This window comes from Mycobacterium sp. TY814 (assembly GCF_030755175.1).
Taxonomy (GTDB): domain Bacteria; phylum Actinomycetota; class Actinomycetes; order Mycobacteriales; family Mycobacteriaceae; genus Mycobacterium.
This window is the reverse complement of record NZ_JAUFRY010000001.1, coordinates 1,176,869-1,202,554: the sequence shown is the minus strand read 5'-3', so window position 1 is coordinate 1,202,554 and position 25,686 is coordinate 1,176,869. Positions and strand designations below refer to the sequence as shown.

The following is a 25,686-nucleotide window of genomic DNA, read 5'->3' as shown; positions in this document are numbered from 1 at the left end:
GCCCGCGCCGAGATTGCCGCCACGGTCGTCACTATGGCGAAGACGCGACCACTACCGCAATTTCGATGCCAGCCCTAGCGGAAGCGCCCCAGCACCCGGCGCACCAGGCCCTCGGACTCGCCGGTCGGAGGCTGTCGGTTGACGTACGGCCACGGTTGATTGCGCTCCGGCACCGCCGAGGCCCGGGCCTGCTTGAGTTGCATCCGCAGGTGCTGCCGCAGGTCGTGCAGCTCGGGGTCGGTCCAACGGTTCTGTGCCTCAACGGGATCGACGGTCAGGTCGTAGAGCTCCCACTGGTCGTCGATCGGGTCGGTGCGGTAGGCCTCGCCGCCGATCCCGTTGGCGGCCAGGTGACGCACGCCGGGCTCGGTCCAGGTGGCCGGATCGTCGAAGGTGCGCACCAGTTTCCACAGATGCCCCGAGCCGCCGTCCTCAACCGCCACCCGCACGACCAGGCCCTCGAAGTTGGAGGCCACGTGCGCGGGAAGCTTAATCCGAAGTGGCGCAGGAGGGTTCACGTCACGGCCCAGTTGCCGGGACAGCGCCGACGCGCCGGTGTCGCCTTCGAGCACATTGTCGCGGGTCATCAGGTAGACGGCGCGGTCCTCGTCGGCGGGAGCACCGTCCACCACCGGCATCAGGTCCCGGCCGGGCAACGGGTGCACCTCGGAGAATGACTCGGCAAGTTGGGCCGCCACGGCGTCGATGTCGACGCCGGCCGCGCCGAGCAGCGTCGGCACCAGGTCGACGTGGGACGTCGGTGCCGCAACGGTGCGCGCCGCAGTCGCATCCGCGCCGATGCGGGCGATCACGAACGGCACCCGGGTGGCCTCGTCGTACAGGTTGAACCACTTCTGGTGCAGGCCGCCGTGCGCTCCGAGCAGGTCACCGTGGTCGGAGGTACGCACCAGCACCGCGTTCTCCGAGCCGCCCTCGGTGACCGCACGGCGCACCCGGTCGATCGGCGCGTCCACCTCGGCGTGCAGGCGGTAGTACAGGTCGCGATAGCGCTGCAAGTTGCGCTTGTAGGTGCGGCTGATCGCCGGCGACGGACCGTACCCGGAGTAATAGGCCTCGCGGAAGGCGATCTGCGCGGCCGGCTTGGTGGACAGATCCTCATCCGCGGTGGGCGGCGGTGGCACCTGCGGTGGGTCCAGCGGAGAGGGCTGGATCGGGCTGCGCCGCACCCAGGCCGGGAACAGCACGATGTCGTGCGGGTTGACGAAGCTGGCCACCAGCAGGAAAGGCCGCAGCGCATCCGCGTCGCCGGCACGGCGCCGGGCATATCGGTCTTCGAGCCAGGCGACCACCCGGTCGGCGATCAGCGGGTCGCGGCGGTAGCCGCTGTTGGCGTTGCCGGCACCGTGCGGTTCGGGGCCCACCCAGCCGGAGAAGCCGTACGCATCCAGTCGGTCGGCGTCGAGGTAGCGCTGTACCGCGGCCTGGTCGACGACGCCGTCGTCGTCGTTGGTGGCCAGTGATCCGCCGGTCGCCGGGTCCTCGAGGTCGGCGTGCGAGATGTGCCACTTGCCGTCGTAGTGGGTGTCATAGCCCGCGGCGCGGAACCAGTTGCCCAGCGTCGGCACCTCGCCCGGGCGCAGCCAGCGCAGTCGCGAGTCGTCGAAGCGCTTGCCGATGCCGTCGGTCTGCGTGACGCCGTGCAGGTCGGGATAGTGGCCGGTGAAGATCGTCGGACGGCTCGGCACGCAGGCCAGCGAGCCGGTGTAGTGCCGCGTGAAGTTCACGCCGTGCTCGTCGAACCAGCGACGACCGGTGAAAGTCTGCCGGCGCCAGGCCGACAATTCGTCGGTCTCGTACGGCGGGGCCGCCCGTTCCTCGTCGGTCATCACGATGACGATGTCGGGGCGGTCAGACATGCGCGTTCTCCATTCGTTGTGCCAATCCGGCAAGCAGCGCATCGGACTGCTTGGCCAGCACCCGCAGCGCCACCCATTCAGCCATGCGGGCCGGGCGGTTCGTGCCCACCTCGACGGTGCTGATCAGGGCGACCGCGGTCTGGGCGCCCACCGGTCGCAGCGTCCAGCGGTTGGCCACCCTGCGTAGCCGCGCCGGCAGGCCTTCGATGTCGTAGGCGAGCGTCGCGGGCGGGTCGAACTCGGTGATGCGCTCAACCAGGGTGTTGGGGCCCACCTGTACCCGGCGGGTGGTGCCCAGCGGCCCTCCGTCGGGACCGTGATTGAGGATGCAGGAGTGGTCGATGCCGTCCGCCCAGGAACTCAGCGCGCCGAAGTCGGCGAGGACATCCCAGATAGCCTGCGGCTGCGCCGCGATGGTCCGACTGCGGCTGATATCTCCCACGCCCGCCATCCAACACCATGGCGTCACGGTTGTCGGGGATTCGGAATCGAGCGTCATTCGGGCGGTGGGACCCGGCGAGCCGCACCGAGTGCCCGCTAGCTGCGTTTTCTCCTGCGTGAAGGTGCCCCGGGGGAGGTCTGGTTTTCCCAGGACGGCCGCACTGTCGCTACGGTAATGGGCGATCACGACACCGACCGGCAGAAAAAGGCGGCAGAGCACGCAATGTATGACCAAGCCAATTACGACGCGACGGATCCCGCCGACGTCGGCTCACGCATCGATCCGGTCCTGGCCCGGAGCTGGCTGTTGGTCAACGGCACGCATGCCGACCGGTTCCAGGCGGCGTCGCACTCCCGCGCCGACATCGTGGTGTTCGACATCGAGGACGCGGTGGCGCCCAAGGACAAGGTCAGTGCCCGCGACAATGTGGTCCGGTGGCTGGGCGACGACCGCAACGACTGGGTCCGGGTGAATGGTTTCGGCACTCCCTGGTGGGCGGACGACCTCGCGAAACTCGCCGATACGCCGGTGGGCGGGGTGATGCTGGCGATGGTCGAATCGGTGGATCACGTCACCGAGACCGCCAAGCGCCTGCCGAATGTGCCGATCGTGGCGCTGGTGGAAACCGCCCGTGGGCTCGAGCGCATCACCGAGATCGCGGCGGCCAAGGGCACCTTCCGGCTCGCCTTCGGCATTGGCGACTTCCGGCGTGACACCGGCTTCGGCGAAGAACCGGCCACCCTGGCCTACGCGCGCTCCCGGTTCACCATCGCGGCCAAGGCGGCGGGGCTGCCCAGTGCGATCGACGGCCCCACCATCGGCTCCCAACCGCTGAAGCTGATCGAGGCGACCGCGGTCTCCGTCGAGTTCGGCATGACCGGAAAGATTTGCCTGTCACCGGACCAGTGTGCCGTGGTGAATGAGGGTCTGTCCCCGTCTCAGGATGAAATCGGTTGGGCCAAGGAGTTTTTCGCCGAGTTTGAGCGTGACGGGGGAGAGATCCGCAATGGATCGGACCTGCCCCGCATCGCCCGCGCCACCAAGATCCTCGATCTGGCCAGGTCCTACGGCATCGTGGCATCGGAGTTCGAGGACGAACAGGTGCACTCGCCGGCGCCCTCGGACACCTATCACTACTGATCGGCCGTGCCCGCAGTTCGCATCGACCGGGTCTACGCTGACGTCACACCGCGGGACGGACAGCGTGTCCTCGTCGATCGGCTCTGGCCGCGCGGCATCCGCAAGGACGACCCGCGGGTGGGCATCTGGCGCAAGGACGTTGCGCCGTCCAGCGAACTGCGGCGGTGGTACAACCACCAGCCGGAACGGTTCGACGAGTTCGCGGCCCGCTACGAGGCCGAGCTGGCCGGCAACGCGGCGCTGGCAGATCTGCGCGAACTGGCCCGGCGGGGCACGGTCACCCTGGTGACCGCGAGCCGGGACCTGCAGGGCAGTGATGCCGCCGTCCTGGCCAAGCTCCTCGAGACCCGCTGACTCCCGTGAGACGATCAGCGCATGCAACTCGGATTGCATGCGCTGGGAATCGGGTCCGGCGCTGACCGCAGGGTGATCGACGCCGTCGCCGCCGCGGCGGAACGCCACGGGTTTGCCACCCTCTGGGCGGGCGAGCACGTCGTGATGGTGGACGATGCCACGTCCCGCTACCCGTACTCCGACAGCGGTGTGATCGCAGTTCCCGCAGAAGCTGACTGGCTGGACCCTTTGATCGCCCTGAGCTTTGCCGCGGCCGCGTCCAGCCGGATCCGGCTGGCGACCGGCGTGTTGTTGCTCCCCGAGCACAACCCGGTGATCGTGGCCAAGCAGGCGGCCAGCCTGGACAGGCTCAGCGGCGGGCGGCTGACGCTCGGTATCGGCGTCGGATGGTCGCGGGAGGAGTTCGAAGCACTCGGGGTTCCGTTCGAGCGGCGCGCGGCGCGCACCGCCGAGTACGTCGCCGCCATGCGCACCCTGTGGCGCGAGGACATCGCGTCGTTCGACGGGCAGTTCGCCGCCTTCGACTCGATCAGGGTGAACCCCAAACCCGTTGCGAAGCAGGGTATCCCCGTCGTGGTCGGGGGTAACAGCGAGGCCGCGCTGCGTCGTGTCGCTGCCTGGGGCGACGGTTGGTACGGGTTCAACCTCGACAGCCTCGACGAGGTGCGCGACCGCATCGGGCGGCTCAAGAGGCTGGTCGGCGAATTCGGACGCGACCCGGCCGGCTTGCGGCTTGCGGTCGCCCTGGCGGCACCCCGGGTTGACGATGTCGGCGCCCTGGCCGAGCTGGGTGTCGACGAGCTGGTACTGGTCGAGTCACCACCGGGCAGCGCCGACGCCGTGCCCGACTGGATTTCGGATTTGGCGGCCGAATGGAAATCCGCGCTATGAACAGACCGGGACCCTGCGTGAGGCTCAGTAGTCGTATTCGGCCAGCGGTGTCTCGGGGTTGCGCGGCGTGCCGTCCAGCGACATGGCCGCCGGCACCATCTCGCTGGTGACCAGTCCGTGGCGGGCCGTCACATCGTCGATGACGGTGAAGCTGCGGGCGATCGCATCGGGGGTGTCGACCACAATCGTCATCAGTGGCACCTTGCGGGTGATCTGAAAAAGCTTGTCTCCGTGCGGTTTATGGTTTCCGTGGAAACCCCAGGTGCCGCGTAGCACCGTGGCGCCCCGGGCCGTCCGGGAGCGCATCAGCTGCTGCACGATCGCCCGGTGGATGGGCTGGCCCTCGTCGCTGTCGCCGTCGGCGGTGTGCACCATCAGCTTCTGCCACAACGTGCGTCCCTGGCTGTCGGTAGGCGGTAGCTCCTGTGGGCGGGCGAACAATTCGCCGTCGCGTTTGCACAGCCGCACCCGCTCGATCGTCAGCAATGGGTTCGGCAACACGGTGGCAAGTTCGGCGGCCGCGGCCGAGACTTGCGGGGGCAGCCCGATGCCGATGATCATCTGCGGCACATTGACGTTGCGGCCGAAGAACCTGGCCCGCTGCCGCTGGCCGTATGCGGTGCCGTCGACGCCGAGAAGGACTGTGGCGCCGGCGAATCCGTGACTGTAGAGCAGGTCGCAGACGGCCAGGTGGGCCGGCTTGCCGGCGACGCGTACCTGTCGGCCCACGTAGATGGTGAGCTTGGCGGCGTCTCCGGTGCGGCTGTCGATTTCACTGAGTGCGTCGGTTCCGCTGTCGCGGGTGATGAGGCGGGCGCGTTCCAGGGTGACCAGCCCGTGGCCCGTCATGGCGGTGACGTCGTCCACCAGGCCCCGGATCTTGGATTCGACGTCGACGGCGACGATGGTCACCGGTGGATCCTCGGACAGGCTCAACGACACGTCACTGTGGAGGCCGCCGGTGGGTCCGAAACTCGCGACCCCACGCATCATCACGCTGGTTGCCAGGCCGCGAGCGCCGAACAGGTCCAGCATTTCGTCGGCCAGGAAGCGCCGTGGTTTGCCGACGGCACGCTGGCGCTCGCCGAAGTACGCGGTCAGCTTGAGGCACTTCTCGCTCATATCAACCCCGCGATCGATTGTCCCAGCAGCACCGCGCCCAGTCCGAGCAGCACACTGACGGCGATGTTGGCGAACGCCGCCAGCATCTGACGTTCCTCGCTGAGGCGCTGGGTTTCCAGCATCCAGGTGGAGAACGTGGTGTAGGCGCCGACGAACGCGGTTCCGATCAGCAGGGACACGTCCTTGGGCAGGGCCAGGCTGCTGAGGAACCCGAGCAGGGCGGCACCGGTGATGTTGACGGTCAGGGTGCCGTAGGGGAACGGGCGGCTCACGCGACGGGCCACCGTGCGATCCACCAGAAACCGTGTCACCGAGCCGATACCGCCGATGAGCATGACGCCCAGCCAGACCAGGACCGTCGTCATCGGATGCGCACCCGGCGTACCAGGGCGGTGGCCAGGTATACGGCCACCAGTCCCATTGCGATGCTGACGACGGTGTAGGTGGCAGCCAGCGCCCAGTGACCGTGCTCGATCATCCTGATGGTTTCGACCTGCATGGTGGAGAAAGTGGTTAAGCCGCCACATAATCCGGTTCCGAGCAGCGGGCGCCGATAGCTCGACAAGGGCAGCCGTTCCAGCAGTCTTGTGGTGAAGTACCCCACCAGGAACGCGCCGACGATGTTGACGACGAACGTCGGCCACGGCCAGCGCGCCGGATCGGGGACGGCCAGGGTGGCCAGGGCGGCCCGGGCCAGCGAGCCGAGCGCACCGCCGGCGAAGATGGCCGCCAACTCGCGATAGTCAGGCCGTGCCACGGGCTGTTTCCTTCCGGTCTGCCAACTGTGCGCCTACGCAGCCTAAAGCGTGTCGCGGGTTACGGGCAGAATTGTTGACCATGGCCAACCCGCGAGCCGGTCAGCCGGCCCAGCCCGAAGACCTCGTCGATCTGCCTCACCTGGTGACGGCGTACTACACGATTACCCCCGATCCCGACGACGTCGCTCAACAGGTGGTGTTCGGGACCTCGGGTCACCGGGGTTCGGCATTGAATGGTGCGTTCAACGAGGCGCACATCCTGGCCACCACTCAGGCGATCGTCGAGTACCGCGCGGCGCAGGGGACCACCGGCCCGTTGTTCATCGGCCGCGACACCCATGGTCTCTCCGAGCCGGCCTGGGTCTCGGCGCTGGAGGTACTGGCCGCCAATGATGTTGTGGCGGTGATTGATTCCCGGGACCGCTATACCCCGACGCCGGCCATCAGCCATGCCATCCTGACCTACAACCGGGGCCGGACCGAGGGCCTGGCCGACGGGATCGTCGTGACTCCCTCACACAACCCGCCGGCCGATGGCGGATTCAAGTACAACCCGCCCAACGGCGGACCCGCCGACAGTGCCGCGACAGGTCTGATTGCCAAGCGCGCCAACGAGATTCTGCGAGACTTGTCATTGGTGCGGCGGGTGCCGCTGTCTCGTGCGTTGGCGGCGGTGCAGCGGCACGACTATCTGAGTGCCTACGTCGATGATCTGGTCAATGTGGTCGACATCGACGCGATTCGTGGGGCGGGGGTGCGCATCGGCGCGGATCCGCTCGGCGGCGCCAGCGTGGACTACTGGGCCGAGATCGCCTCGAGGCATCGTCTGGATCTGACGGTGGTCAATCCGTTGGTGGACGCGACGTGGCGGTTCATGACGCTGGACCACGACGGCAAGATCCGGATGGACTGCAGCTCGCCGGACGCAATGGCGTCTCTGATTGCCAACCGGGACCGATACCAGATCGCCACCGGCAATGACGCGGACTCTGACCGGCACGGCATCGTCACACCCGACGGTGGGCTGCTGAACCCGAACCACTATCTGGCCGTGGCGATCGACTACCTCTATACCCACCGGCCGTCGTGGCCGGCCGGGGTGGGCGTGGGCAAGACGGCGGTCAGTTCGTCGATCATCGACCGCGTGGTGGCGGGCATCGGCCGCGAGCTGGTGGAGGTGCCGGTCGGATTCAAGTGGTTCGTCGACGGGCTGATCGGCGGGACCATCGGGTTCGGCGGTGAGGAGTCGGCGGGGGCCTCGTTCCTGCGCCGTGACGGCTCAGTGTGGACCACCGACAAGGACGGGATCATCCTGGCGCTGCTGGCCTCGGAGATCCTCGCGGTGACCGGTCTGACGCCGTCGCAGCGGTATGCCCAGCTGACCGCCAAGTACGGCGCGCCGGTGTATGCGCGGGTGGACGCGCCCGCCGACCGTGAGCAGAAGGCCCGGCTCGGGCGGTTGTCGGCCTCGGAGGTGACCGCCACGGAGCTGGCGGGGGAGCCGATCGTGGCGAAGCTGACGGCCGCGCCGGGCAATGGTGCGCCGTTGGGCGGGCTCAAGGTGACCACAGCGAACGCCTGGTTCGCCGCCCGGCCGTCGGGGACTGAGGACGTCTACAAGATCTATGCCGAGTCGTTCCTGGGGCCGGAGCACCTGGCGCAGGTGCAGGCGGTGGCGCGGGAGCTGGTCAATTCCGTGATTGGCTAGGCGGCGTGGCGTCACATGCGTCACACCAGTACCTCCGGGGAAGTGGAGGCTCATCGGCGAACGCGATATCACCGGTGATATCGCGCCATGCTCACCAGCGGTTTTGAACGCGTGTGGCCGGTGGTGTAGCTTCGATGAGCACGAGGGGCTATGGCGCAGCTGGTAGCGCACCACACTGGCAGTGTGGGGGTCAGGGGTTCGAGTCCCCTTAGCTCCACTCATTTGCACAGGGACCGTCTGTTGCGCAGCTAACGGCAGTCTTGACGACTTTCGCTATTCGAGCGTTTGTGGAACACCTGAAGGCCCCACGCTGACGCTCCCCAATGCGCAGAGCCGGCTTCCCCACATGGCACGTTGATAAGCCGGACGCGCAGATCGTCCGAGCAGGTCAGCGGCGCGCCAGCCAGTCGGCCAGCCGCATGGTGCCCAGTTCGGCGTCATCGTCGGTGACGAGCGTCGTGTCGTCTACGTGCAGCCCGGAGTACGTCGCCGACGGGTCGTCGACTACATCGAGCGTTCGGCTCTGATGGAGCAGGACCGCGCGGGCCATGTCGGCGAATGAAATTTTCTGCGGGCCGCCGATGTTGTGGATGGCGTTTCGCGATTGGCCCGTCGCGATGCGTGCCAGGATCGCCGTGACCTCGGCGGAGTCAATGGTCTGTATCAGAGCCACCGGTGCGCGCACCTCGTCGCCGACGGTGAGCGATTCGGTGATGGATTCGGCTAGTTCGTGGAACTGTGTGGCCCGCACGACCGTCCAGGGAAGTCCCGAGGTCGCGGCCGCGCTTTCCTGTGCAACCTTGCCGCGCAGGTATCCGGCGTGAGGCGCCATTACGTCCGCGCCGACGATCGACAGGACGACGTAATGTCCGACCCCGGCCTTGGCGGCGGCGGCGGACAAGTTGGCCGAAGTCTGCATGAAGAACGCTTCGGAGGAGTCTTCGGGAGTGGGGGAGTTGATCACGTCGATGACGACGTCGGCGCCGACGAGGGCATTGTCAAGGCCGTCGCCGGTGAGCAGGTCGACGCCGGAGGAGCGGGACACTTCGGTGACGTCGTGGCCGGCGTTGCTGAGCAGGGGGACGAGTTGGCGCCCGATCAGACCGGTGGCGCCGACGACAGTGATCTTCTTCGCTGGTTCACTCATTGCCGCTTGATCCTCCTTCTAGTGCAGGCGGTCGAATGTCTTGGAGGAGTCGGTCGTTGGCTTTTCCTAATCGAGCCGTTGCCGCCAGTTCCGTTCACCGCCATGCGCTGTTCTCCCCCCAAGGCAGCATGACATCTAGCACCGACAGCGCTCCGCGCACCCGGCCAAAGCGCATGACCGACTGCTGATGGGTCGGATCTAGCCGACTGGGTTCCCTGCTATCGGCACGTTTGTTGCAGGACGCCGGAGGCCTGACCGACCTCAGCTGGCCTCATCGATGTGGCCACCAACTCTTCTCACGTAACAGCGTGGCGATGGCAGGCACAGTGACGGTTCGGACGACGAAGGTATCCAGCAGAAGGCCGCAACCGATAATGAACCCCGCTTGCATCATCATGCCGACTGATCCGATTATCATGCCGAACATGCTGGCGGCGAAGATGATTCCCGCCGAGGTGATAACGGACCCGGTGTTGGCGACGGTGCGCAGGACGCCGACGCGCATATTGCTGGTCGTTTCCTCGCGGAGTCGGGATACCAGCAGCATGTTGTAGTCGGCACCGACGGCGACCAGCAGGATAAAGGCCAAAACCGGTACGGGCCAGGCGATGTCGTGGCCGAACCCATACTGGAACACGAGAAGTCCCAGCCCCAGGGCGGCGAAGTAGTTCAGCACGACGGTGCCCAGCAGGTAGAGCGGGGCGATCAAAGCGCGCAACAGCAGAATCAAGACGATCCCGACGACCAGCAGGGTAGCGGTGGCCAGGCGGATGAAGTCGGTGGACAGCAGATTTTGCAGGTCGGAGTTCACGGCGGGAAAGCCGACCATGGAGATCGCAGTGTTCGCCAGCGACGTGTTGGGCCTGGCGGCGTTGGCCGTGTCGACGATGGTGCGGTTCAAGGCCATGGCGTCGGCCGAGTAGGGATCATAGGACGAGGCGATGGCGAACCGGGCCGTGCGCCCGTCAAGAGACACGAATTGGCGGGCCAAATCGCCAAATCGGCGGTCGCCGAATGCATCTGGTGGCAGATAGAAGCCAGAGGCGGCGTCTGATCCGGAGGCAGCGCGTGCAGAGTTCTGCAGCTGGGTGGCGATCTTGCTCATGCCGCCGAGCAGTTGGATGTTGCTGTCGGCCAGGGTGTGAACTCCGGTCGCCAGTGCCTGGGCGCCGAAGGCGAGACGGCTGACGCCGTCTTGCAGGCGGTGGATGTTGCCGACGAGGTCCGCGGGGTTCCCTGCGGCGCCGAGGGTTTGTTGCATGGTGGTGGCGGCGTTTTCGATGCCGGTGAGCGTGCTGGCCAGGGATGTGTTCTGGCTGAATTGGTCGCTCAGGCCGACGATCTGATCGAAGAATCCGCCGTTGCGCAGCGTGACGAGTACCCGGGTTTGGTCGCGCAGTTGCAGGCATTCGGGGGTAGTGGCACACCACGCAGAGGTGTCGAGGCTCTGGACCAGGGGCTCGATGACCGCAATAGCGGTCGCGGCTTGTTCGGCCAGTGGCCGCAGTCCTCCGGCGCTGCGCACGGCTTGATCGAGACCCGGCGCGGTGGCGTTGAGTTGTTGCAGCAGGGGACGGGCGTTCTGCACATTCTGGCCGGCGCTTTGCGCTTGGCTGAGCAGGCCGGTCAGCGGAGCCAGTGCGCGCCGTAGCGTGGTGTCGAGTTGCCCGAGGCCGGCAGCGAGTTGGTCGGCTCCATTGGTGAGCTTGGCGAGGTCGTCTCGGTGGGCTTGTCCGTCGGCGACCGCACCAGCCATTCTGTCGCCGATTTGTCCGTTCTGCCATGACAATTGCGCTTCGTCGAGCCGTTTTCCGGTGGGGCGGGTGACGCCGGAAACACGCTTCACGCCGGGGAGTTGCGCGACCCGGGACGCCAGTTCGTCGAGGTCGGCGAGGCCCTTCGCGGTGCGCATGTCGGTACTGGATCGGACGAGCAGGAACTCGTGGATGGCGGTGTCTTTGGGGAAGTGTCGATCTAGCAGCTGGTACCCCAGGTTGCTACCGGTGCTTGCGGGCTGGCCTGCCCGGTCGTCATAGGTGATCCGCATCCCGGCCACGACGCCGGCCAAAGCCAGCAACACCACTACGCTGGCGGCCAGCATTCGGCCCGGCCGCCGCACCACCACGACCGCAACACGGTTCCAGTACCGGCGGGAGAGGTCGGCGCGGGGCTCGGCGATACCTCGCTTGGCGGCGAGTGCCAACACCGGCGGGAGCAGCGTGACGGTAGCCATAAATCCGAGCAGCACGGCCACAGCGCAAGCCGGGCCGACACCCTTGAAGGCACTGAGACGGGCGAACACCATTGCGGCGAACGCCAGCGCGACGGTGGCTGCTGAGGCCAGGATGACGCGTCCGATGCTGCCGCACGCGTGGGCGATCGCCTGTTCCGGGTCGACGTTTTGTCGTCGTTGTTCGTGGTAGCGGCTGAGGAAGAACACGGTGTAGTCGGTCCCGGCGCCCAACAGGATGGCAACCAGGAAGGCGATGGTGAATTGTGAGACGGGCACACCGAGTTGACCGAGCGCCGACAGGACACCGCCGGCGACGGCCACGCTGACGCCAATGACCAGCAGCGGTAGCAGTGCGGTGAACACCGATCGGTAGACCAGCAGCAATATCAGCGCGATGAGAACGGCGGTGACAACCGAGACGATCAGTGCGTCGTGCTCGCCGGCGGCGATCTGATCGTGAAACGTCGCGGCGGGCCCGGTCACATACGCGGTAGTCGGAGATCCGTGGAATACCGAGGCGACGGTCGCGCGCACGGCGTCGACCGACGCGGCTGACTTGGGGTCGCCGACTGTGCCCGCGATCCCGACCGGAAGGAACCACGCTTTCTCGTCTGTGCTCACCGCGCCGGTTCGGGTGACGGGGTCAGCCAGGAGATCCTGTACCAGCAGGACGTGCGCTTGATCGGCGCGCAGCGCGGAAACAACCGTGTCATAGCGCTGCCGTGCCGACGGGGTCAAACCTGCGGGGTCTTCCATTGCGATGACGACCGTGGTCTTGGCGCCCCGCTCGTCAAACGCGGCCGCCATGTCGTCGACGGCGCGAAACGACGCGACGTCATTGGGCAGCAGCTGTACCGACTGGTGACGCACGACCGTCTCCAACTGGGGGAAGACCACGGCCAGGATGACCGCCGCACCGATCCACGCCCCGATCACCAGCGCTTTGTGCCGCAGGGCGAATGCACCCAGCGCCGCGAGGCGAGCGCTGTACTCACCGCTGGATTCACGCAGCGGGCTCAGGCCCGTCGGGCCACTTCGGGGCGAATCAAGGGTTGTCCTCCCGTTTGACCGCATCACGCCAAACCGCCGGCAATGAGCCGAACTTCGACCTCCGACGTCGGTGCTTCAGCTGGGGGAGACGCGCGCAACGCTGGCGGGTCTTGGAGCGGCTGGCCATCCCGTGTCATTGTCGACCCCCCTGATGGTGAAGTACTTCACCAAAGTAATTGGTGATATTCTTCACCAAATCGGCGCGGCAATGCAAGCCGTGTCCGCAGAGTTAAAGGAGCGTCGACGCGTCGATGAGCATCCATCGCGGCCGAACCGCCGATCAACGGCGTGAAGAACGTCGCCGGCAACTCATGGAGGCGGCCCTCGACGCGATTGCCGAACACGGTGTGAGCACCCTACGGGTACGCGCCATCAGTGCACGTGCGCGACTCAACGACCGCTACTTCTACGAGAGCTTTCCCGATTGCCAGGCGCTACTTCTCGCCACTTTCGATGACCAGTTCACCCGCGCACTGACCGGAATCATGGGAACGGTCGCCGATTCGCCACCCGAACTGCAACCCCGCGCGAAGGCCGTCCTCGAGTTCGTGTTGGCGTTCATCGACGAGGATCCGCGGCGACCACGGCTGCTGATCGAGCTGCAGACCGCCGAGGCGCTTGTCGAACGGCGCCACGAGATCATCGATGTCCTCGTTCAGATCATGGTCGGCCAAGCACGCGCACTACTCGGTGACGCCGCCGGAACCGACGAAAACCTCAGACTGACGGCGTTGACCGTCATCAGCGGTCTACTTGAACTCGTCACGCAGTGGTATCGACACCAAATCAGCGTCAGCCGAACCGAACTCATCGAATTCATCACTGCCCTCGTCGTGACGACCACGGACATCAGCGGGAAGCTGGGGCGTCAACTCAAGCCGCGGCGCAAAGGAAAATCGGGGCCGGAAAGCACTGGCCAGCATTTGATCACGTGACCGTCGTTCGGAGCGACGGTCACCCTGGGCGGCGGTTGCCGCCGTCGTCGGGGGTGGCCAGTTTGGCGAGGGTCTGAATCTCGCTGTCTCGGTATGGCTTTCCGTCAGGGTGGATCAGGTCTTGAAACCAGGTCTGGGGATCCGTCGTGTACGGATGATCCCATGAGTCCCAGGGCAGGTAGGTCTGGGTCTTCCCGGCGACGAGGCCCCAATTGATCGCACCTACGTTGTAGCGCTTGGCAATTGGCAGTATTCCCTCGACGGTGCTGCCGAGCGTCCGGGCCAGGTACTCGGTGCAGATCATCGGCCGCCCCAGCGGGGAGAGTTCGGCGATCCGAGCCTCGAATGCCGCTGGCCGGTCATAGCTGTGAAATGTGATCACATCGGAATTGTCCAGTTGGATATTGGCAATTGTGCTGCGGCGGTTAGAGTTTCCCCACTCGCCTTGCCACACGGCACTCGTCAATGGCTGACTCGGATCCACCGAACGTGCCCAATCGAATACCAACGAGAGCAGGTCGGCGACCCGCTCCAGCTTGTCTTTCCGCTCGACCTTGCGGTACGCACGCGATGGATTGTCGGGTTCGTTCCACAGATCCCAAGCCAGAATGCGATCGTCGGAGCGGAATTGGTTCAGCACTCCCGTTACGTAGTCGTGCAGCGTGCGGCGGTAGTCCAGGTCGTCGAGGTGTTGAGCCCCCGGACTTTGCACCCAGCCGGAATTGTGCACGCCGGGCGTCGGTGCGCGCTGCGGGCCCAACTTCGGGAACGGATCCCAACAGGAGTCGAAGAAGACGAAGATCGGCTTGATGCGATGTTTCGCCGCGATGGTGACAAACTCCGCCAGACGCATTCGGAAGCCCCAGGGATTCTGGGCCCAGAGCTGATCGTGCAGGAATACCCGCACCGTGTTCAGCTTGTGCAGCTGGGCCCAGCCGAGCTCGACATCGATGCGTTGTGGGTCGAAGGTGTCGGCCTGAAACATCTCGAGCTGGTTGATGGCGTTCGAGGTGATGTAGTTGGCGCCGACGGGCCAGGCCTGCGCTTGATACCAGCGGTTGGCCCGGTCAGCCGACCACCGGCTCTGCTGTGCGGCGGCGCGGGGCGCGCGCGTCAGTGTGGGCCCCGCCGCCAGCAGCGCCGGCAGCTTCAGCACCGTTCGACGCCGCACGAATTGACGATAGTTCCCCGGATGAGGTGATTGCGCAGCTTTAAACGATTTCCACCATTTGAGGTGCGCTGGCATGGACGGTACTAGGGCGCCAATGCTTCCGGATACTCACCCGAGCGCCCCGGCGCCCCCGGCAGCCCGGGTTCGGGTGATCACCGGCCGCACGAACCCGGCGTCACACGCCGCCCGGCGCACCGCCTCGCCGACCATATCCGCCCGGTCGATCGGCACCAACGCGATCACAGAGCCCCCGAAGCCGCCGCCGGTCATCCTGGCACCCAGAGCCCCGGCATCGATGGCGGCGTCGACGATCAGGTCGATGTGCTCGGTGGTAATGCCGAAATCGTCACGCATCGACACGTGGGAGGCAGTCATGATCCGGCCGGCTTGGGCGAAATCCGAATCACCCAGGGCGACAACAAAGTCAAGTACCCGGCGGTTCTCGGTCAGCACATGACGAGCACGCCGGGCAGCGACAGGGTCGGTCACCGCGGCCAAGGCCGACAGTCCTCGGTCTTGAACCTCACGCAGTGATGACGCCTGGAGATCTTGGGCCGCTCTCTCGCACGATGCGCGTCGGGCGGCATACTCTCCGCCGGCATGACGGTGGCGTGTTCGGGAGTCGATCAGCAGCAGCGCGACGCCGGCAGCGTCCGGGTCGAATGCGACTGGTGTGAGGGTGAGGTTGCGAAAATCGATCAGCACAGCGGTGGCCGGTTCACCGAACAGCGATGCCAACTGGTCAAGCAAACCCGTTGGCGCGCCGACATAGTCGTTCTCAGCGCGCTGCGCAAGCCGCGCCTGTTCCATTCGGTCGATGTGTGCATCGGCGGCCGACGCGATCGCCCCCAGCGCCGCACACTCCAACGCAGCCGACGAAGACAGGCCCGATCCGATCGGCACGTCGCTGGTGATCGACATCGCGCCGCCGGGCACCGGGTGGCCGGCTTCACGCAGCGCCCACATCACCCCGGCGATGTAGCCGGCCCAGCCCTCGATGTAGCTCTCGGGGTCAGTCGGTGCGGTACCCAGCGGAATGCGCACGGAGCCGTCCGCGCGATCGCTGCTGACCGTGATCGCATCGCTGTCGTCGGGGGTGAAAGAGACGGTGGTGCGCTCCGGTAGCGCAATAGGCAGTGCAAAGCCGAGGTTGTAATCGGTGTGCTCCCCGATCAGGTTGATCCGCCCGGGTGCGGCGAAGCGGACCGTCATCCCAGTTCCCGCAGCCGCTGGGCCACGCTTTCGGGCGTGACGTCGCTGATGAACGCCCCCATCCCGGACTCGGAGCCCGCCAGGTATTTGAGCTTGGTGGCGCTGCGCCGGATCGACATCAACTCGACGTGGAAGTAGCCGTCGGCTTGGGCTTCGGTCGCGGTGAACTGATGCAGGGCGGAAATGTAGGGCAGCGGAGTGGGGGCGTACATGTTGTCGAATCTCTTCAGGACATCGAGGTAGAGCTGCGCGAACCCGTCCAGTTCGTCGTCCTCAAGATCGACCAGACTGCGCACCAACCTGTTCGGGTAGAGGTGTACCTCAACCGGCCAGCGCGCCGCGAACGGCACGAATGCGGTGAAGTGCTCGGTGCGCGCCACTACGCGACTGCCGTCGGCCACCTCGCGCGCCAACAGGTCGGCAAAGAGGTTGCCGCCGTGGCGCATCCGAAATTCGCGTGCCTGACCCAGCATCTCGGTGAGCCGCGGCGTCAGAAAGGGATAGCCGTAGATCTGACCATGCGGGTGGGTCAGCGTCACCCCGATTTCCTCGCCGCGGTTTTCGAAGCAGAACACCTGCTCGATGCCCGGTTCGGCCATCAGTTCAGCGGTGCGGTGCCGCCACGCCTCGACGACCAATCGGGCATGGGCCGGCTCCAAATCCGCGAACGACCCGGAGTGTTTGCTGGAAAAGCAGATCACCTCGCATCGACCGTGTCCCGGCGCGGACACAAAGCCGCCATCCGCAGGCGCCAGGATTCGTGCGGCATGTGACGCCGGGGTAGACCGTGCGGCGCCGGAGAGGCTCGGGAACCGGTTCTCGAAAACGACCACGTCATAGTCGGGGGCGGGCACCTCGCTGGATAGTCCGGTCGGACCCGGACACAGCGGGCACTGGTCGGCGGGCGGCTTGTAGGTGCGGCCCTGGCGTAGCGCGGCGATGATCACCCACTGTCCGGTTGACCGGTCGAAGCGCAACTCCGACTGGTCGGGGTCTTGCGGAGGCAAAGGCCGGCGATCCGGAACCGGTGCTGGACGGTGCCCGGGCAACGAGAAAAACAGCAAGTCGCGGCCATCGGCCAGCTTTGCCCGCATCGGCGACTCCACGACGTTGAAGGTTAGCTTGGCCGATGTGGATGACGCAGCCCCGATGGCACCGGGGTCAGCGTTCGCCAGGTTTTGCTGGACTTACCTCGTAACGATCGGGGTATCTAGCCGATATGGATCGCGATGCAGGCGCCGGCGTGCACACCGTACTCGCCGACGCCGACGCCGCCGCGTATCGGTCGTTGCGGCAGCGACCGGTAACACGGGCCGAGCGCTACGCGCTTGGGAAGAGTCTGCGTAAGCGTGTGCCGCGCAAGTCGCTGGCCGACTGGACGGCGCCCTCCGACCGTCCCGACCCCGTGGAACTGGTCAACATGAGTCACCAGGGGAGGGACGACCGGCTGATCCCGATCCGGGTCGGCCGCATGGTCGACTCGCCATACGGATTTCTGCGCGGCGCTGCCGTGGTGATGGCCGAGGACGTCGCGCATCTGCCGGCAACCGGTATCACACCCGTCGTGTGCGGTGACTCGCACGTCGGCAACTTCGGGTTCTATGCATCTCCTGAGCGGGATCTGGTGATCGACCTCAACGACTTCGACGAGGCCCACCCAGGCAGCTGGGAGTGGGACCTGCGACGGTTGGCCGCGAGCATCTGGGTGGCCGGGCGCCAGAACGGGACGTCGGAAGAGGACTGCTGCGATGCCGTGCGGTCCTGCGTGGCTTCGTATCGTCACGAAGTGCGGCGGCTTGCCGACTTGCCCTTATTCACAAGGTCTTTCGTTAGGCTTGATGTTGACAGGCTGGCGGCCGAGACGTCAGGTCGGCTCAGGAAACAGGTCGTGGGATCGGCAAAGCGGGCACGCCACCGCACCGGCGACCGGGCGTTGCCACGCTTCACCCATGAGGTCGATGGCGAGCGGAAGATTGTCGAGGAACCACCTTTGATCACCCGGGTGTCCTCCGGTGAATCCGCGTTACTGGCGGAAGCACTCGACGAGTATGTCGAAACCCTGCCGTCGTACTGGCGACGCGTGCTCGGTGGCTACACGTTGGTCGACGTTGCACACAAGGTCGTCGGGGTGGGCAGTGTCGGCCTGCGCGCCTACGTGGCGCTGTTGGAAGGCTCGTCGGAAGAGGACGTAGTTTTTCTGCAGCTCAAGCAAGCTCGTCGATCGGTGCTTGCGCGCTACGTGCACGGTGAATCTGCATGGCACGCGCACCAGGGGCAACGGGTGGTGGAATACCAACAGTCACTGCAGACGGTGAGCGATCCATTGCTGGGTTGGACCACGATGGGCGGCTTGCAATACTACGTGCGCCAGTTCCGAAACATGAAGGGAAGCATACCTTTAGAGGCGATCGATGCGGCCGCGCTGGCTGACTATGCCGGAGTGGTGGGTCAGCTTCTGGCCAAGGGGCACGCCAGGACAAGCGGCGCCTCGATGATTGCCGGTTACCTGGGGAGTTCCGCCCGGGTCGACAAGGCGCTGTGCACCTTCGCGCGGCGTTACGCCGATCAGACCGAAAAAGACCACGCCGCATTGGTCAGCGCCGTCGATCGAGGATTGCTGCCAGTTGAACGCGGAGTTTAGCCAGGTCACCAAGCGTTGGAGAGAACGGCGTGGGACTCGCGAAACCACGAGGTGGAAGGTGTTGCGCCAGACACCGAAATCTGAAACCATCCGGCGGCGGCGCGGAAGCGGCATGATCGCAGTTGGATCGCGCCATAGCTGTCCCGTCGTAGCAGTCCATGGAACGCACCCGAAGAACCCACGCTTGCTGACTCCGTTTATCCCAACAACGCGAAATAGACCATGATTGAATACGATTCGCACAAATGGCTGGACCACTTTTTTGACATCCGCGGCTCGCTGGTCCGGGAGATCATCGGTCGGGTCTCCCTGTGCGTCGCTTGGTCGGCGGCGGTTGTCGCCTTTCACACATATGTCGCACCGGTCGGCATGCCCATCCAGCTGCACACACTGATGGGCCTCGCCCTCGGTCTCCTTCTGGTTTTTCGCACCAGCTCCAGCTATGAACGTTTCTGGGAGGGGCGCAAGCTGTGGGGCGGGATCGTGAACGAATCACGCAACCTCGTCCGCAGCGCCAGCGTATACATCTCAGGGGATCCAGCGCTGGTCGCCCGACTCACCCGATGGACAGCTGCCTTTGCCTGGGCGGCCATGCACCGCCTACGCGGTACCGAAGGCCTCGGACCACAAATCCCCGAACTTCCGCCCACGGAGGTGCAGGAGGCGATCAACGCCCAGCATCCCGCTCTCGCTGTTGCCGGCAACATGTCCGGTTGCCTCCGGGAAGCGCACGAGCGGGGCCTGATCTCTGACATCATGCTCACGTCGATGGACCAGAACATTCAGCTCCTGGTGGACTACCTCGGTGGTTGCGAACGAATTCACAAAACGCCGATGCCCTTCGCCTACGCCGTTCATCTGCGCCGGGCGCTAGTCCTCTATTGCTTCACCCTGCCCTTTGCCATGGTCGACACCTTCGGCTGGACGACCATTGTCGACGTCCTTATCATCGCGTACACATTTTTCGGCATCGAGGAAATCGGCGTCGAAATCGAGAGCCCCTTCGGGCATGACGCGAATGACCTTCCCCTCGAGGACATCTGCGAAACCATCCACAAAAACATCTACGCCCAGGCGGGCATTTAAGAGCTGCCGGTCGCCGTGCCGCGCTCAGCGATGCAGGTGCCACTGACCGCAATCCGCGGCAAGCACGTCGTTGACGTCCACTTCTTGTCCCCCCACTTTCGGGCCCGGGTTCGACGCCGTACTGACCACCCGTTGGTACAGGACCGCGGCGGGGTCGATCTTGCTGCCCGACCAGGCCTTGGTCTGCCAGGCCCAGCGTTTGCCGGGTGTGCGCGAGTTCCCGATCACCCCGTCGGCAGCCGCCCACTGGCACACGGCGATGCCGCCGTAGACACCGGTGCGCTGCACGCCCAGCACGGAGTTGATTCCGCGAAACCACTTCAGCGCCACGTTGTTCCACGTGTCGCGGTTGATGTCCTCGTCGATGGTGAAGAAGATCGGGGCGCTCTGGCCGCCACCCGCGGCGGTATGCAGCTTCCACGCGGTGCGGGCATCGTCGACGCCGCCCTCGAACCCCCGCTTGAAGTCCGACTGTGCTGTCCCGCCAGGCTTGCCGTATTGGTAGTTGCTCACGATCATCAGACCGGCAGCGGTCAGCTCTTCGGCGTAGGGCCGGGTGATCGGCTTCGCGCCGAAGGACGACCCGGGACGCGAGAGTGAGACGTAGTTGATGACCCCGGAGTAGCCGGCAGCTTTGATGTGCTCTGCTGCAATCTGGTGCATGGCGAAGTCGATCAGCTTGGGTGCGGCGGCGGCAGAAGCAGGAACGGCGGCGAGTGCCGCCGACAGCCCTGGCAGTGCGGACATCGCGACGGCGTAGCGCAAAACGTCACGGCGAGCAAGGGGGCGCGGCGGCCGGAGGCAAAATTGAAACGACAAGTCCTGCATCGCGCGATGTTAAGTATGTGACTGTTGCTAACAGAAGTGGCGTTTGACAGCTGATACCAAATCGGTCCGTGTCGTTCACCGGCCAGAGCCACAGGGCCGCTTATCCTCAGCCCCGCTCACCGAGCCAGGCCGATCGCCTCCTGCAAACCCCGGGTGGCTAGTTGGTCAGCGAGTTCGTTGTCGGCGACACCCGCGTGCCCCTTGACCCAGAACCACTCGACTCGGTGTCGCGCGCACGCCGCCTGCAGCCTCATCCAGAGGTCGACGTTCTTCACCGGCTGCTTGGCGGCGGTCATCCAGCCGTTGCGCTCCCAGCCGAGAACCCACTTCGTGATGCCGTTGCGGACGTAGGTGCTGTCGGTATAGAGATGGACCTCCACCGCGCGGGTGAGCGCCTCCAGCGCCATGATCGGCGCCGTCAGTTCCATCCGGTTGTTGCTGGTCGCAGTGGACTCACCGCCGTACATTTCGCGGACGTGGTGCCGTTGGCGCAGCACGGCACCCCACCCGCCGGGACCGGGGTTGGGTCTGCACCCGCCGTCGGTGTGGATGACGACGATGTCGCTGACGGTGTCGACCATGCGCTGAGAATAGGCACTGCGCCGCGCGATCGGGCGCCCGACTCGCGATGCGCTAACCTCCGGCCGGGCCGACCTGCAGCATCTCGTTCGCCCAGTCCATATGACCCTCGAAGCCCAAATCTGTCGCCCTTGCGCAGTACCGTTCCGCCACGTCGCGGTAGACGCCCTGGTCGCCGACGGCTCGGCACAGCAGCGCACGCAGTCGCAGCAGCATGACCTCCAGGATCGCCGAATCGACCTCGGCCGCCAGGCTCGCCAACCAGTCGATCGCCTCTCGAGCTTCGACCAGATCATCCTCCGCCCCGCGCTGCAGCAGCGTCTGGACCAGGACGCCGGCGGCCCATACGCCGTAGAAGAGGTGTCTCGCCCGGCGCAACTCACCGACCGCCTGACGCATCACCGGAATCGAGGCTGCGAGGTCGCCGCGAAGTGACGTTTCGCGAGCGGCCCACATGTCGGTGACGGGGATGAGGAAGAGGGCTCGCTTGCGCAGCCAGATGTCGCGGGTCTGCATCATCAGTTCCAGGCCCCGCTGCCGTTCGGCGGCGGCGTCTCGATTGAGAAGTCCGACAGCCAACGTGTAGGCGGCCAGACCCATGGCGCGATCGCTGCTGGCCGCCCGGGCCGTCCGAAGTGCGTCCTCGCTCAGCCGCACCACGGAGTCTTCGGCCCGCAGGACCCCGTACTGCAGCGCGAAACCGTAGGCCCACGCGGAGGCTCCGGAGAAGGTCTCAGCATTGCTGCGTTGAGCAATAGTCATGGCGTCGTTGAGATCCTCGCGCCATCCCGTACGGCCCAGCCACCAACGGGCGGTGCCACGCCACGCCGACGCGATCGCCAAGGGTGAGGCCACACCAAAGCCGGCGCCTCTGCCGGGATCGCCGCCGGCCAGGTCGATGACGATCTGCGACCACCGGATGATCTTGTCGAACGCGCCAACCCCGATCCAATTGACGAACGCGATGCCTACCAGCCCCATGGCCGGGGTGGTATCACCGGTCGACTCGAGCAGCTCCATCTGCCGGGAGGAAACAGCCGCCGCCGCATGCGTGCGCCCTGCATAGCAGTGCTCGGTCGCAGGCCCAGTCATGCCGATGGCCAGCGACACCTTGTCGCCGGCCGCCTCACACAGCTCACCCAACACCGCGAAACGTTCCTGGCTTTCCTGAGCCTCTCGGGCCTGCCAGTCGGTGGCACACAACATGGTCCGGGGCGCGATCCGCATGACCAGCCGGTCGCGGTCATCGGCCGGCAACGCATCGGCGATCCGGCTTGCCCGTTCCCAGCTGAGCCGGGCCGCCACGAGATCGCGGTTGGTTGACCACGCGCCGGCGCGCATGTGCCAGGCGTACGCGCCGTGCAACTCGCCCGCCGCGTCCAGATGTTCGGCGATCAACGCCGCATGCTCGTCCGCCGAACCCGGCGCACCAGTTTCGATGGCGGTTGCCAGGCGCCGATGCCACTCGGCGCGATCGGACTTCAGCTGCGATTCGTAGGCCACCGACCGGATCAACGGGTGGCGGAAGGCATATTCGGGGCGCTGGCCGAATCGCATCTGATCGATGAGTTCGGCGCGCAGCAACTCGTCGTACTCCGCCTCGACACCCAGGGTGGACAACAGCTCCGCCCCGAAGCGGGCTCCGATCACCGACGCCGCGTGCAGCGTCCGCCGCGCCGCCTGGCTCAGGCTGTCGATGCGGGCCTCGATTGTCGCCGCTACCGTGGCCGGCACGCTCACCTCGCCGACGGCGGCGGCACATGTGTAGTCACCGCTGTCACCGGCCAGCACCCGGCGCTGAGCCAACTCGCGCACCATCTCCTCGACGAAAAACGGATTTCCGGCTGCGCGCTCGGCAATCACCGCGGTGAGCTGTGCGACCGACGGGTCCGACCCCAGTAGCTCCTGCAGCAGCACGGTGGTCTGCGAATCACTCAGTCGCGCAACGGGTATGGTCTGAGCGCCCGGCGCCCCCAGAAGTGCCCCCGCATACTCCGGGCGGGATGTGATGAGCACCATGGACGCAGTGTGCGGAGTCACCGCCAGGAAGTCGGCCAGCATCGACTCGCTGACCGCGTCGATCCAGTGCACGTCCTCGACGATCAACAGCGCCGGTCGCGTCTGTGCCAGCGCATAAGCCTTGACCAACGCGGTCAACCGCCGCCGCCGGGCGTCCGGGTCCATCTGGGGCAAGGGCGCATCCGGGTCGGCGATGCCAAGCAGGTCATCGAGCAGCAGCAGGTCCTGCGGGTCCGCGTCGGACAGCTGCCGCCGCAAAAGGGCACGGCCGGCCCGGTCGTCCAGGGTGGCCACGCCGGTTCGCGCACGCAGCAGCCGGGTCAGGGCGTGAAATGGGATATCCCGGGCGTGAGATTCGCAGAATCCCCAGGACACCTCCACCCCGCGAGCGGCCGCCAAGGCCGCAGCCTCTCGAGCCAGTCGGCTCTTGCCTATGCCCGGCGGTCCGACCACATTGATCACCCCGCCGCGCCGGCCGATCGTGCGCTCGAGCATCGCGTCGAGGGCCGCCACCTCCCAGCGCCGCCCGACGAGACTGGTCTCGACGCGCCCGACCAGGCCATCGCGCGGGTCGATTGCGAGAAGTCGCTGGGCGCGCACCGGGTCGTCGACGCCTTTGATCTGCACCCATTCGGGCTCAGCCAGCTGCACCGTGCGCTCGACCAACCGCGCGGTCGCCTCGGACAACATCACTCCGCCCGGGGGTGCCACGGACTGAATCCGGTGCGCGAACCCGACGGTCTCACCCGTGGCGGCGTACGTCGACGCACCCATTTCACCGACGATGACCCGGCCGGAATTCATGCCCACCCGCAACCGCAGTGCCACGCCGTCGCGCTGCGCGACCCCCGCCGCCAGTCGGTCGACTTCCTTCTGGATCGCCAGGGCAGCGAGACACCCGCGAAAAGCGTGATCTTCCAACGCAACTGGGGCGCCAAAGATAACCATCAAGCCGTCACCGGTGTACTCGACGGTCCCGCCGCCGTAACGGCGTGCCACCGCGGCCGAGCGCACCAGCAGCTCCGTCATGACCTCGCGCAACCGCTCCATGTCCAGGGCGGCGGCGATGTCCATCGAGCGCACCACGTCGGCAAAGAGCACTGTCACCTGTTTGTACTGAGCCGCCGGGCCGACGCGCGTGACCTGCGTACCGCACTCACTGCAGAATTTGGCGTTCGCCGAGAGCTGGGTCCCACACGACCCGCACGACCGGAGCGCGGCCGTCCGCACACCGCGACCGTCGTCCACCTTGGGGCCCACCTCAATATGGTGTCACCGGGTGTCGGCGGTGTCCGTCCAATCGCCGCCTTCGGGCCTCGGCTCAGTGCTGGACGCGGATGCCGATGGTGCCGAGGGCTTGGTGCAGATCATCGCAGTAGGGGACGGACGGCTGCGAGGCACTGGCGCCGACCCATTGCCCCGGTCGACCGGCGCGGGAGAGGTCCAGGTATCCGCCTGCGCGCAAACCCAGCAGGCACGTGGTCGCCAGCAACGCGCCGCCAACGGCAATGACATCGAGCGAGATGCTGCGCCGGGCGGCTACCAGTGCGTCACATTGATCGGTGTAATCGCTGAGTTCGTACGGTGCGCCGAAGCTGGCGTGCAGGTCCTGATTGACGTCGTCTTCGCGGGCTGCGCGGCGATGGTCGGGGTGGAATCCGGTGCCACAGGCGATCGGTGCGCCACTGCGATCGACGACGTGCAGCGACAGCGGCAGCGACAGTCCGAACAGCGCTCCGAGCACGGCCGCGGTGCCCAGCACACCCAACACCCACCTCACTGCGCTGTCCTCCGGTTCTGCAAGGCGTCTATTGCACAGGTGTTTACCCGGTGCCGGGCTTTCTATGCCTCCTCATGCATCGGCATTGGGCGCGGGGAGCCGGCGGATTTATCCGGAGAGCTGAGCGATCAGAAGCGCTACGCGTTCGGCCTCAAAATCGGCACGAAGCCGGCCAGTGCGGCCGAGGCTGACCAGTCCATGCAGCGCCGACCAGAGCACTTCGGCGAGGGTGTCGGCGTCTCCGTGCTCGGCCAGTGGTGCGACAACTGCGCGCAACTCGGCGAAGGCTGCTGCGAGTTCGGGCGGGGTGTCTTCGTCGGCGAAGTGCAGGGTGGTCGTGCGGGTGAACATCGCGTCATAGAGCGCGGGATTCTCGCGGGCAAAGTCCACGTAGGCGTCCGCGAGTCGACTTAGCGCGTCGGTGGTGGCCTGCGCGCCCGAGCGCGCAGCGCGCAGTTTCTCGGTTAGTTCGCTGAACCCCTCCAGAGCGACAGCCCGCGCGAGCTGGTCCATGTTGGTGAAGTGCGAGTAGAGCACGGGCTGGCTGTATTCGATCTCGTTGGACAACCGCCGAGTAGTAACGGCGTCCCAGCCTTCGGTTTCCGCCAGCCGCCGCGCGGTGGTGACGATCAGCCGCTGGCGTGCGGCTCGCTCTCGGCTACGGCGATCTTCAGCTGACATACCCGACGATAGCATCGCTAGAACTAATAGCG

Annotated in this window: 22 protein-coding genes and 1 tRNA gene; 8 read left to right on the top strand and 15 right to left on the bottom strand. The window is 66.1% G+C overall.

Annotated features, from left to right (window positions below; translation table 11 throughout):
- Positions 1-74: 74 nt before the first annotated feature.
- Entirely contained in the window at positions 75-1,877 is a 1,803-nt protein-coding gene (locus QXH22_RS04990) for a sulfatase-like hydrolase/transferase (protein WP_306275041.1), read from the bottom strand.
- The gene (locus QXH22_RS04985) at positions 1,870-2,328 is read right to left on the bottom strand and encodes an SRPBCC family protein (protein WP_306275040.1); all 459 of its coding nucleotides are present in this window, start codon (positions 2,326-2,328) and stop codon (positions 1,870-1,872) included. Before QXH22_RS04985 ends, QXH22_RS04990 begins: the two co-directional genes overlap by 8 nt.
- 213 nt (positions 2,329-2,541) lie before the next feature.
- Between QXH22_RS04985 and QXH22_RS04980 the strand changes: the two genes are divergently transcribed.
- The 3 genes from QXH22_RS04980 to QXH22_RS04970 are packed head-to-tail and all read left to right on the top strand — an operon-like array spanning position 2,542 to position 4,704.
- Entirely contained in the window at positions 2,542-3,459 is a 918-nt protein-coding gene (locus QXH22_RS04980; RefSeq protein WP_306275970.1) for a CoA ester lyase, read from the top strand.
- Positions 3,460-3,465: 6 nt separating this feature from the next.
- Positions 3,466-3,813: a DUF488 domain-containing protein gene (locus tag QXH22_RS04975; RefSeq protein ID WP_306275039.1), complete on the top strand. Its 348-nt coding sequence runs from the start codon at positions 3,466-3,468 to the stop codon at positions 3,811-3,813.
- A gap of 21 nt (positions 3,814-3,834) precedes the next feature.
- The gene (locus QXH22_RS04970) at positions 3,835-4,704 is read left to right on the top strand and encodes an LLM class F420-dependent oxidoreductase (RefSeq protein ID WP_306241693.1); all 870 of its coding nucleotides are present in this window, start codon (positions 3,835-3,837) and stop codon (positions 4,702-4,704) included.
- 24 nt (positions 4,705-4,728) lie between these two features.
- Here the strand turns inward: QXH22_RS04970 and QXH22_RS04965 are convergent, their stop codons facing one another.
- From QXH22_RS04965 to crcB (QXH22_RS04955), 3 genes are read right to left on the bottom strand one after another with little or no spacing between them, the layout of a single operon-like run.
- Positions 4,729-5,826, bottom strand: a complete 1,098-nt coding sequence (locus QXH22_RS04965; RefSeq protein ID WP_306275038.1) for a DUF190 domain-containing protein — start codon at positions 5,824-5,826, stop codon at positions 4,729-4,731.
- Positions 5,823-6,191, bottom strand: coding sequence for a fluoride efflux transporter CrcB (gene crcB, locus QXH22_RS04960; RefSeq protein ID WP_306241691.1), 369 nt, complete (start codon positions 6,189-6,191; stop codon positions 5,823-5,825). Before crcB (QXH22_RS04960) ends, QXH22_RS04965 begins: the two co-directional genes overlap by 4 nt.
- A complete protein-coding gene (gene crcB, locus QXH22_RS04955) occupies positions 6,188-6,583 on the bottom strand; it encodes a fluoride efflux transporter CrcB (protein ID WP_306241690.1) in 396 nt (131 codons plus the stop codon). Before crcB (QXH22_RS04955) ends, crcB (QXH22_RS04960) begins: the two co-directional genes overlap by 4 nt.
- Before the next feature lie 80 nt (positions 6,584-6,663).
- On the opposite strand from crcB (QXH22_RS04955), the gene pgm reads away from it, so the two are divergent.
- Together pgm and QXH22_RS04945 are read left to right on the top strand one after the other, a co-directional pair.
- Positions 6,664-8,292, top strand: coding sequence for a phosphoglucomutase (alpha-D-glucose-1,6-bisphosphate-dependent) (gene pgm, locus QXH22_RS04950; protein ID WP_306275037.1), 1,629 nt, complete (start codon positions 6,664-6,666; stop codon positions 8,290-8,292).
- Positions 8,293-8,436: 144 nt separating this feature from the next.
- Positions 8,437-8,509: transfer RNA gene (locus QXH22_RS04945), tRNA-Ala, on the top strand.
- A 171-nt stretch (positions 8,510-8,680) separates the two neighbouring features.
- Here QXH22_RS04945 and QXH22_RS04940 read toward each other — a convergent pair.
- On the bottom strand, positions 8,681-9,439 hold the full coding sequence (locus QXH22_RS04940; protein ID WP_306241603.1) for an SDR family oxidoreductase: 759 nt from the start codon (positions 9,437-9,439) through the stop codon (positions 8,681-8,683).
- A 271-nt stretch (positions 9,440-9,710) separates the two neighbouring features.
- Positions 9,711-12,746 (bottom strand): MMPL family transporter, encoded by a 3,036-nt coding sequence (locus QXH22_RS04935; protein ID WP_306275036.1) that lies wholly within the window; start codon positions 12,744-12,746, stop codon positions 9,711-9,713.
- Between the two features lie 227 nt (positions 12,747-12,973).
- Between QXH22_RS04935 and QXH22_RS04930 the strand changes: the two genes are divergently transcribed.
- A complete protein-coding gene (locus QXH22_RS04930) occupies positions 12,974-13,657 on the top strand; it encodes a TetR/AcrR family transcriptional regulator (protein ID WP_306241602.1) in 684 nt (227 codons plus the stop codon).
- Between the two features lie 19 nt (positions 13,658-13,676).
- On the opposite strand, the gene QXH22_RS04925 is transcribed toward QXH22_RS04930, so the two are convergent.
- The 3 genes from QXH22_RS04925 to galT form a co-directional block, all read right to left on the bottom strand.
- The gene (locus tag QXH22_RS04925) at positions 13,677-14,828 is read right to left on the bottom strand and encodes a cellulase family glycosylhydrolase (RefSeq protein WP_306275968.1); all 1,152 of its coding nucleotides are present in this window, start codon (positions 14,826-14,828) and stop codon (positions 13,677-13,679) included.
- A gap of 108 nt (positions 14,829-14,936) precedes the next feature.
- Positions 14,937-16,040 (bottom strand): galactokinase, encoded by a 1,104-nt coding sequence (locus tag QXH22_RS04920; RefSeq protein ID WP_306241600.1) that lies wholly within the window; start codon positions 16,038-16,040, stop codon positions 14,937-14,939.
- Entirely contained in the window at positions 16,037-17,134 is a 1,098-nt protein-coding gene (gene galT / locus QXH22_RS04915; protein WP_306241599.1) for a galactose-1-phosphate uridylyltransferase, read from the bottom strand. Before galT ends, QXH22_RS04920 begins: the two co-directional genes overlap by 4 nt.
- A gap of 125 nt (positions 17,135-17,259) precedes the next feature.
- On the opposite strand from galT, the gene QXH22_RS04910 reads away from it, so the two are divergent.
- Together QXH22_RS04910 and QXH22_RS04905 are read left to right on the top strand one after the other, a co-directional pair.
- Positions 17,260-18,681: a DUF2252 domain-containing protein gene (locus tag QXH22_RS04910; protein WP_306275035.1), complete on the top strand. Its 1,422-nt coding sequence runs from the start codon at positions 17,260-17,262 to the stop codon at positions 18,679-18,681.
- Positions 18,682-18,903: 222 nt separating this feature from the next.
- Positions 18,904-19,767 (top strand): bestrophin family protein, encoded by an 864-nt coding sequence (locus QXH22_RS04905; RefSeq protein ID WP_306241597.1) that lies wholly within the window; start codon positions 18,904-18,906, stop codon positions 19,765-19,767.
- Positions 19,768-19,791: 24 nt separating this feature from the next.
- Here the strand turns inward: QXH22_RS04905 and QXH22_RS04900 are convergent, their stop codons facing one another.
- The 5 genes from QXH22_RS04900 to QXH22_RS04880 all read right to left on the bottom strand — a co-directional run bounded on the left by QXH22_RS04900 (position 19,792) and on the right by QXH22_RS04880 (position 25,654).
- Entirely contained in the window at positions 19,792-20,595 is an 804-nt protein-coding gene (locus QXH22_RS04900; RefSeq protein ID WP_306275034.1) for a DUF1906 domain-containing protein, read from the bottom strand.
- Positions 20,596-20,711: 116 nt separating this feature from the next.
- A complete protein-coding gene (rnhA, locus tag QXH22_RS04895; protein ID WP_306241595.1) occupies positions 20,712-21,176 on the bottom strand; it encodes a ribonuclease HI in 465 nt (154 codons plus the stop codon).
- 52 nt (positions 21,177-21,228) lie between these two features.
- On the bottom strand, positions 21,229-24,423 hold the full coding sequence (locus QXH22_RS04890) for an AAA family ATPase (protein ID WP_306275967.1): 3,195 nt from the start codon (positions 24,421-24,423) through the stop codon (positions 21,229-21,231).
- Between the two features lie 91 nt (positions 24,424-24,514).
- On the bottom strand, positions 24,515-24,973 hold the full coding sequence (locus QXH22_RS04885; RefSeq protein WP_306241594.1) for a hypothetical protein: 459 nt from the start codon (positions 24,971-24,973) through the stop codon (positions 24,515-24,517).
- A 108-nt stretch (positions 24,974-25,081) separates the two neighbouring features.
- The gene (locus tag QXH22_RS04880) at positions 25,082-25,654 is read right to left on the bottom strand and encodes a TetR/AcrR family transcriptional regulator (protein WP_306275033.1); all 573 of its coding nucleotides are present in this window, start codon (positions 25,652-25,654) and stop codon (positions 25,082-25,084) included.
- Positions 25,655-25,686: the final 32 nt, after the last annotated feature.

Excerpts from the sequence above, each read along its gene's own strand:
- QXH22_RS04910 (WP_306275035.1), top strand. The coding sequence starts at position 17,260 with ATGGATCGCGATGCAGGCGCCGGCGTGCACACCGTACTCGCCGACGCC.
- QXH22_RS04980 (WP_306275970.1), top strand. The coding sequence starts at position 2,542 with ATGTATGACCAAGCCAATTACGACGCGACGGATCCCGCCGACGTCGGC.
- QXH22_RS04930 (WP_306241602.1), top strand. The coding sequence starts at position 12,974 with ATGAGCATCCATCGCGGCCGAACCGCCGATCAACGGCGTGAAGAACGT.
- pgm (WP_306275037.1), top strand. The coding sequence starts at position 6,664 with ATGGCCAACCCGCGAGCCGGTCAGCCGGCCCAGCCCGAAGACCTCGTC.
- QXH22_RS04935 (WP_306275036.1), bottom strand. The coding sequence starts at position 12,746 with ATGCGGTCAAACGGGAGGACAACCCTTGATTCGCCCCGAAGTGGCCCG.
- galT (WP_306241599.1), bottom strand. The coding sequence starts at position 17,134 with ATGCGGGCAAAGCTGGCCGATGGCCGCGACTTGCTGTTTTTCTCGTTG.
- QXH22_RS04940 (WP_306241603.1), bottom strand. The coding sequence starts at position 9,439 with ATGAGTGAACCAGCGAAGAAGATCACTGTCGTCGGCGCCACCGGTCTG.
- QXH22_RS04990 (WP_306275041.1), bottom strand. The coding sequence starts at position 1,877 with ATGTCTGACCGCCCCGACATCGTCATCGTGATGACCGACGAGGAACGG.
- QXH22_RS04970 (WP_306241693.1), top strand. The coding sequence starts at position 3,835 with ATGCAACTCGGATTGCATGCGCTGGGAATCGGGTCCGGCGCTGACCGC.
- rnhA (WP_306241595.1), bottom strand. The coding sequence starts at position 21,176 with ATGGTCGACACCGTCAGCGACATCGTCGTCATCCACACCGACGGCGGG.
- QXH22_RS04965 (WP_306275038.1), bottom strand. The coding sequence starts at position 5,826 with ATGAGCGAGAAGTGCCTCAAGCTGACCGCGTACTTCGGCGAGCGCCAG.
- crcB (WP_306241691.1), bottom strand. The coding sequence starts at position 6,191 with ATGACGACGGTCCTGGTCTGGCTGGGCGTCATGCTCATCGGCGGTATC.
- QXH22_RS04985 (WP_306275040.1), bottom strand. The coding sequence starts at position 2,328 with ATGGCGGGCGTGGGAGATATCAGCCGCAGTCGGACCATCGCGGCGCAG.
- QXH22_RS04880 (WP_306275033.1), bottom strand. The coding sequence starts at position 25,654 with ATGTCAGCTGAAGATCGCCGTAGCCGAGAGCGAGCCGCACGCCAGCGG.
- QXH22_RS04900 (WP_306275034.1), bottom strand. The coding sequence starts at position 20,595 with ATGCAGGACTTGTCGTTTCAATTTTGCCTCCGGCCGCCGCGCCCCCTT.
- QXH22_RS04920 (WP_306241600.1), bottom strand. The coding sequence starts at position 16,040 with ATGACGGTCCGCTTCGCCGCACCCGGGCGGATCAACCTGATCGGGGAG.
- QXH22_RS04905 (WP_306241597.1), top strand. The coding sequence starts at position 18,904 with ATGATTGAATACGATTCGCACAAATGGCTGGACCACTTTTTTGACATC.